Genomic DNA, 7,200 nt, shown 5'->3' with positions numbered 1-7,200 from the left:
GGCGCGGGCCGCGGCTCCGGAACCCCCTGCGGTGGGGGCGGGGAAGCCGGTCGCGGCGGCGGAGGCGCTCCCACGGCGGGCCCGGCCGGAGCGGTGCCCATGCCCTGCTGCCCGGTCTCGCCGTCCGGTCCGCCCGGGTCGTCCACCTCGACGCCGTGCGCCTCGACCAGTTCGGCGAGGCCGCCGGTGTAGCCCTGGCCGACGGCGCGCACCTTCCACCGGCCGTCCCTGCGGTAGATCTCCAGCCCGATGATCGCCTTCTCCGGGCCGAGCCCGGAGACGGTGAACAGGGCCGCGGGGTCGTTGCCGTCCCCCGCCAGCCTGACCTGCGGCGGCGGCATCGATCCGAACGAGCCGGCCCCGGAGAGGCTGGCCGCGATCAGCACCGCCTGGGCGCCGGCGGGGACCGCGTCGAGGTCGACGTCCACCCGCTGCCGGCCGCCGCCGTCGGCCCAGCGGACGCCGGGCGCCTCGGGGGCGTTGAAGAACACCAGGTCGGCGTCGGAGCGCACCCGCAGGTCGGGGCCGACGATCAGCGCGCTGACGTCCACGGGCACGGCGCAGGACACGGTGGCGGTCACCCGCCGTGCGGACAGCGGGGCGTTGGCCCCGGGCGACAGTTCGGTCATCGGCGGTCAGGCGAGACCGGCGATCGTCGGCAGCATGTCCTCGAACGTGCGGCCGTGGCAGGGTTCGCCGATCGCGTTCAGCTTCCAGCCCTCTCCGTGGCGGTAGATCCGGGCCATCACCATGGCGGTGTGGACGCCGCCGCCGGTCAGCGTGTACCGGGCCATCTCACCGCCGTCCATCTCGTTGACCAGCCGGCAGAAGGCGTTCTCCACCTCGTCGAACGTCTGCCCGTTGAAGGAGCTGACCGTGAACACCAGCGAGGTGACGTGCACCGGGAGCCTGCTCAGGTCGACGATGACCGACTCGTCGTCGCCGTCGCCCTGCCCGGTCAGGTTGTCGCCGGTGTGCCGGACGGACCCGTCGTCGCTGACCAGCTTGCCGAAGTAGACCACGTCGGCGATGCTGCGGTCGGCGAAGAGCACGCAGGAGGCGTCGAGGTCGATCTCCCGCTCGCGGGAGCCGAAGAAGCCCTTCTTCTTCACCGCGTCCCAGCCGAGCCCCATCCGGACCATGCTCAGCGCACCGCCGGGCTTATCCAGCGAGATCCGCTGGCCCTTCACCATCGAGACGGTCACAGCCGTCGCCTCCCTGTCGTCCCCTACGCGTCGTCCCCTGTGCCGTGCCGCTCCCGAAGCGCACCGGCCTGCCGGCACCCGGCCACCGCGAAGGCGGGGCCAGGCGCAGGGGAAAGCCTTGCAGCCGATCCGCCCTGTTGTCACCCGTTGATGCCCGACTGCTCCCCGCGGACCGCCACCTGCGGATCACGCATCCGCCAGAAGGGCGCGGTGCCGCTCCGTCAGCTCGGTGATGGGACGGGCCGTGCGGCCGGTGAGGCGCTTCACCGTGCCGGTCAGCGGCTCCCCGAAGCCGGCGCGCAGCGACACGCCGAAGGAGACGATCATGCCGCGGACGTCGTCAGGCACGCCCGCGGCGCGCAGCTGGGCGTCGAGCTCCCCGTCGTCGACGCTGAGGTAGCCGAGCGGGCGGCCGGAGATCTTGGCGGCGAGCGCGGCGATGTCGTCGAAGCCGAGCAGCTCCGGGCCGGTGACGTCGTAGGACCTGCCCTCGTGGCCGGAGGAGGTCAGGACCGCGGCGGCGACGGCGGCGCAGTCGTCGCGGTGGACGAAGCTGCGGGCGAGCCGCCCGGACGCGCTCGCAATGGCGATTTTCATCACGTTCCCCGATCGTTCGATTACGGGAGGCGACATTCTGCGGGCCATACGTCCGGCATTGCCCACGTTAAAAATACTGCTCTATGCCGCCGCCAGGAGCGAGGAGCCGAAAGACGTGTCATTCTCACATGATGAGAGCCCGCGTATCGCCTACGTCGACAACGACCCGGTCGTGCTGGCGCACGCCCGCGCCATGATGGTCTCCGACCCCCAGGGGGAAAGTGGGCTATCTGGACGCCGACATCCGTGCGCCGAAGGCCATTGTGGGCAGTGAACTCGTCCGCACGGTCCTGGATTTCGACGAGCCCTCGCGCTGATACTGAGCGCCATTCTGCATTTCATCTCCGACGAGCAGCGGCCCGATGAGATCGTCCGGACGTTCATCGAGGCGCTCCCGCCCGGCAGTTACGTCCTCGCCAGCCACGTGACGCCCGAACACGAGCCGCGGCTGCGATCGGCCTCGGCCGGGTACCGCGACGACGGTGTGCGCACCCGGCCGCGGACCGCCGCCGAGTTCGAGCGGCTCGTCTTCACCGGCCGGGCGCTCGAACTCGTCCCTCCCGGCGTGGTCCTGGTGTCACGGTGGCGCCGCGCTCCGCAGGAACCGCCGGCGCCCGCACCGGCCGAGGTCTCGGCCTACGGAGGTCTCGGCCTACGGAGGTCTCGCGAAGCTTCCCGGCTGAGCGTTCAGTCGCGGGGCGCGGCGAGCAGGGCGGCGAGGGCCGCCGCGAACCGGGCGGGGTCGATGTCGGCCGGGGGACGCCCGAAGAACTCCCGGGACAGGTGGTAGCCGGTCAGGGCGGAGACGACGACCGCGAGGAGCGCGTGCGGATCCTCGTCGCCGGGCAGCGCCGGCAGGTCCCGGGTCAGGTGTTCGGCCTCCTCGGCGATGCCCTCGTCCAGGAGCGCGCTGCGGACCTTCCGGGTGAGTTCGGGGAACCTGCCGTGCTCGCGGGCCAGCAGCGTGATCAGCGGCCTGATCTGGGACAGGTACTCGAGCTGCTGCAGGAGGCGGCGGGTGAGCGCCTCGCACGGGTCGGCGGTGACGGGACCGCGTTCGAAGGATTCCCGGTGCCGCTGGGCGTGGCCCAGCTCACGCTCGAAGACCTCGCAGAACACGTCCTCCTTGGACCTGAAATGCCGGTAGAAGCTGCCGCTGCCCGGCGAGAGCCCGGCCAGTTCCTCGATGTCGGTGACCGTCGTGCCGCCGAAACCGCGCTTCTGGATCAGCGCCAGTGCCGCGTCGAGGACCCGTTCGCGAGTGGTGGACACGGACGCAAGATACCTCTTGCAGATGCAAGAATCTTCTTGCATCGTAGGGTGCCCCGGAGATGAGAGGCCCCCGTCATGCCCCTGCCACGCACCCTTCAGGGCCCGCCACGTACCATCAGGCTCCTGTCAGCCGCCCTCCCGGTGATGGCCGCCGTGCCCGCCGTCACCGCGTCCCCCGCGATGGCGGCCGATCCGCCGGGGGCCGTCGTCGTCTCACCGGACGAGCGGGCCTGGGTCTTCCGGGACGGCGAAGGTCGCGAGGTGACGCTGCGCGGCTTCAACGTCTCTGGGAGCACGAAGCTCTACGAAAACGACCTCCTGCCGTTCCGCACCACGGCGGACGCCGCCAAGTCCGCGCAGGCGATGCGCGATCTGACCGGTGCCAACGCGATCCGCTTCCTGATCAGCTGGGAAGGGGTCCAGCCCGCGCCCGACCGGATCGACCACGCCTATCTCGACAAGGCCACCGCGCAGATCAAGGAGTTCACCGACCGCGGATTCCGCGTCCTGCTGGACTACCACCAGGACCTGTACTCGTCGCACCTGTTCCACCAGGGCAGCTGGTACACCGGCGACGGCGCCCCGAAGTGGGTGATCGAGGCGGGGAACTACCCGAGGGAGTCATGCGGGATCTGCCTGCTGTGGGGGCAGAACATGATGACCAACGCCGCCGTGCGCGAGGCCGCCTACGACTTCTGGCGCAACCGGGTCCTCGACACGAGCGCCGGGCGGATCGGCGTCCAGGACGCCTTCCTCACACAGGCCAAGGCGACCATGACCCACCTCGAACGGGAACTCCCCCGGCGGGCGTTCGACAGCATCCTCGGATTCGACCCGTTCAACGAGCCGTTCGACGGCGGCCTGGACGGCGGGTCCGGCCTGGACTGGGAGAAGAACCACCTGATGCCCTTCTACCATCGCTTCCGCGCCGCGATGGACGAGTCGGGCTGGGCCGGCAAACCCGCGTTCGTCGAACCGCTGGTGTTCTGGAACACCGGCTTCTTCGAGCAGGGCGGCATGTCGTCGGTCGGTCGCCTGGGCACCCGGATGGTGTTCAACAGCCATTACTACGACGGGGCACGCATCTCGCTCGACCCCTCCCCCGCGTCCGACGGAGTGTACGGCGCGCCGATGAACGAGATCCGCCAGCGCGCCAGGGACCTGGGGACGGCGCCGTTCGTCTCCGAGTTCGGCAACAAGCTCGACGACGACCGCACCCCCTGGATGATCCGCGCGATGTACCAGGCGATGGACTACGGCGTCCCCGGCGGCAGCTGGTGGGACCGGCCCTCCGACGGCGGCGCCGTGCTGTCGGCGATCCAGTGGCACTGGGACGTCTACAGCGGACGCCACCACGAGCCGATGAACGGCAACCCCCGCAAGGTCCAGACCGACGGGGACGCATGGAACGACGAGGACCACTCGGTCGTGGCCGTGGACGACGGGGGCGGCGTCACTCTCAGGCTGGACCGGCGTGTCCTGGACCGGCTCTACCCCGCCGCGGTGAACGGCGGCACTCTGGCCTTCGCCTTCGAAGACCTGGCCCGCTCCGGATACGGCGGCGCCGGGCGGCAGCAGCCCTGGCTCACCGTCCCGTCCTCGATGCCCAATGTGGCCGCCCTGGTCCAGAACCGCCAGTTCGGTGTCCTCGTGTGGCGGGGATCGGCGACCGGGGCCCCGACCGACCTGCACCTTCCGGCGTCCTTCGCCCCCGCCGGCACCGCCGTCGTCAGTGACCTCGGCGCGCTGAACGGCCTGCCGGGCTCCGGCCCGATCAGGGTCACGCGGGAACCCGGTTCCTCCTCGGCGCACCGGCTCCAGCTGTCGCCGGCCGGCGACTCCGCGGACGCGGTGCACTTCGCCCTCATGGCCAACACCGGGACCGGCTCGCCGGTGACGGCCGATCAGCTGGCCGCCGCCCGCGCCGAACTCTCCGCCTGGACCGCCCGCCACTTCCCGGCAGGCTGATCCACCGGACCCCGGCCCGGCGGCGGGGCCGCCGGGCCGGGGAACGCGACGCCGAGCAGGCCGAGCAGGGGGGCGGCCTTGTCCGCGGTCTCCTGGAACTCGGCGGCCGGGTCCGACAGGGCGGTGATCGCGCCGCCGATGCCGAACTCGACGCGCCCGGCCGACGCCACGGCCGTGCGGATGACGATGCTGAAGTCGGCCGCGCCCGACAGCGAGAAGTAGCCGAGGGCCCCGGAGTACACGCCGCGCGGGCCCTCCTCCAGGCGGTCGATGATCTGCATGGTCCTGATCTTCGGTGCCCCCGTCATCGAGCCGCCGGGGAACGCCGCCCGCACGCACCGCACGGCCGAGACGTCCGCGCGGAGGGTGGCGCGGACCGTGCTCACCAGCTGGTGGACGGTCGCGTAGCTCTCCACATCGAAGATCGGGTCGACACCGACCGAGCCGGTCTCGGCGACGCCGCCGAGATCGTGCCGGACCAGGTCAACGATCATGAGGTTCTCGGCGCGGTCCTTGACGCTGAGCGCCAGTTCCGCGCGCAGGCGGCGGTCCTCGGCGGGGTCGGGCGAGCGCGGCCGGGTGCCCTTGATCGGCTTGGACTCCACCCGCCCGTCCGCCGAGACGCGCAGGAAGCGCTCGGGCGAGGCGCTCATCACCGCCAGGCCGCCGAAGCGCAGCAGGGCCCCGAACGGCACCGGCTCGCGCCTGCGGAGCAGGCGGTAGGCGTCCCACGGGTCGGCGCGCACGGAGGCCGTGAGCATGTTGGTCAGGCACACCTCGTAGGTCTGCCCGGCGATGATCTCCCGCTGGGACGCCTCGATCATGTCGAGGTAGGCCCGGCGGCCGTGCCGCAGCGCGAGGCCGTCCGCCTCGGGCGGCTTGATGATCGTGTCCGGCCCGCCCGGCGCCGGCCCGGCGAGGCGGGCTTCCGTGCCGTCCAGCCACGACCGCGCCGCGCGCTCGTCGCCGGCCGGGCAGAGGGCCAGCAGGTGGACGGTCCCGTCCCGGTGGTCGAACGCCACGGCCCGGTCGGCGAAGATCATGGCGGCGTCGGGATGCGGGGACCGGTGGGCGCGCGAGCCCCCGCACTCGGCCTTGAGCTCGTAGCCGAGGTAGCCCACCCAGCCGAGCGCGAAGCCGAACGGCAGGTCCGGGGTCTCGGCGGCGTGGGCGCGCAGGTCCGCGTCGAGCCAGTCGAAGAAGGAGGCGCGGTCCAGCCGCGTGCGGCCGCGCGCCGACTCGACCACCAGCTCCCCGGCAGCCCGCTCTCCGGCAGGCAGGTCGAAGGCGACGTACCGGGCCAGCGGGCCGCTCGCGTCGCCCATGAAGGAGAAGCGTCCGCCGTGCTCGCCGGTCAGGCTGCTGTCGAGCCAGAACGCCCGGTCCGACCCGGCGAACAGGGCGCCGAACACGTCCTCGGCCGCCGCCGCGGTGCCGACCTCGCGCGCGATCACCCGGTACGGCTTGACCGGTCCCCGGCCGGGCTCCCCGGTGACCGGAGGGGACGGCGTGGCCCGGCGGCCGGGGCGCTCCCCGGCGAGGTCCAGGAAGTTGCGGATGATGAGCCGGCCGTGGTCCGTGCCCACCGACTCCGGATGGAACTGCACCCCCCAGATCGGCCTCCGGGTGTGCCGGACGCCCATCAGGACGCCGTCGGCCGTCCACGCCACCGGCTCCAGCGCGTCCGGCAACCCGTCGACGGCCAGCGAGTGGTACCGGACCGCGTGGAACGGTGACGGCAGCCCCCGGAAGAGCCCCGTGCCCGTGTGCTCGACCGGCGACGACCGCCCGTGCCGGACCTGCGGGGCGGGCCGGACGCGTCCCCCGAACACGTGGCAGATCCCCTGGTGCCCGAGGCAGACGCCGAGGAGCGGGATCCGGCCGTGCTCGATCACCTTCGCGCAGATCCCGAAGTCCTCGTCGCGTTCCGGTGAACCGGGGCCGGGCGAGATGACGACGTTGTCGAACGGGCTCAGGAGCTCCGGCGTCCACTCCGCCTCGTCGTTGCGGAGGACGACGGGCTCGGCGCCCGCCTCCGCGACGAACTGGGCCAGGTTGTGGGTGAACGAGTCGTAGTTGTCGATGATCAAGGTCAGCACGGGTGTCCCCCCGGGCCGAGCGACGGCCTCGGGCGCACCTCGCGCCCCGCCGTCCCGGC

General features: G+C 72.2%; 6 protein-coding genes and 1 pseudogene. 2 read left to right on the top strand and 5 right to left on the bottom strand.

Annotation, left to right across the window (positions count from 1 at the left end; all coding sequences use genetic code 11):
- The 3 genes from E1281_RS16825 to E1281_RS16815 all read right to left on the bottom strand — a co-directional run.
- A partial coding sequence (locus E1281_RS16825; RefSeq protein WP_165958965.1) for a TerD family protein occupies nt 1-629 on the bottom strand: 629 nt, incomplete at its 3' end.
- 6 nt (nt 630-635) lie between these two features.
- The gene (locus E1281_RS16820) at nt 636-1,205 is read right to left on the bottom strand and encodes a TerD family protein (RefSeq protein ID WP_131879220.1); all 570 of its coding nucleotides are present in this window, start codon (nt 1,203-1,205) and stop codon (nt 636-638) included.
- Nucleotides 1,206-1,391: 186 nt separating this feature from the next.
- On the bottom strand, nt 1,392-1,802 hold the full coding sequence (locus E1281_RS16815; RefSeq protein WP_131879218.1) for a hypothetical protein: 411 nt from the start codon (nt 1,800-1,802) through the stop codon (nt 1,392-1,394).
- Between E1281_RS16815 and E1281_RS16800 the strand changes: the two are divergent.
- Nucleotides 1,789-2,592, top strand: a pseudogene (locus tag E1281_RS16800) (SAM-dependent methyltransferase). The gene E1281_RS16815 and the pseudogene E1281_RS16800 overlap by 14 nt on opposite strands.
- Here the strand turns inward: E1281_RS16800 and E1281_RS16795 are convergent.
- Nucleotides 2,490-3,074, bottom strand: coding sequence for a TetR/AcrR family transcriptional regulator (locus tag E1281_RS16795; protein WP_165958964.1), 585 nt, complete (start codon nt 3,072-3,074; stop codon nt 2,490-2,492). The pseudogene E1281_RS16800 and the gene E1281_RS16795 sit on opposite strands and share 103 nt — an antisense overlap.
- A gap of 144 nt (nt 3,075-3,218) precedes the next feature.
- Between E1281_RS16795 and E1281_RS16790 the strand changes: the two genes are divergently transcribed.
- Nucleotides 3,219-5,042 carry a cellulase family glycosylhydrolase gene (locus E1281_RS16790; RefSeq protein ID WP_131879210.1) on the top strand — a complete coding sequence of 608 codons (1,824 nt, stop codon included), beginning with the start codon at nt 3,219-3,221 and terminating at the stop codon, nt 5,040-5,042.
- On the opposite strand, the gene pabB is transcribed toward E1281_RS16790, so the two are convergent.
- On the bottom strand, nt 4,979-7,141 hold the full coding sequence (gene pabB, locus E1281_RS16785; RefSeq protein WP_131879208.1) for an aminodeoxychorismate synthase component I: 2,163 nt from the start codon (nt 7,139-7,141) through the stop codon (nt 4,979-4,981). The two genes, E1281_RS16790 and pabB, sit on opposite strands and share 64 nt — an antisense overlap.
- Nucleotides 7,142-7,200: the final 59 nt, after the last annotated feature.

The sequence above is a fragment of the Actinomadura sp. KC345 genome (assembly GCF_004348515.1).
In the GTDB taxonomy this organism is placed as follows: Bacteria; Actinomycetota; Actinomycetes; order Streptosporangiales; family Streptosporangiaceae; genus Spirillospora.
Note: the sequence above shows the minus strand (reverse complement) of the source record. Positions and strands in the feature narration are given on the sequence as shown.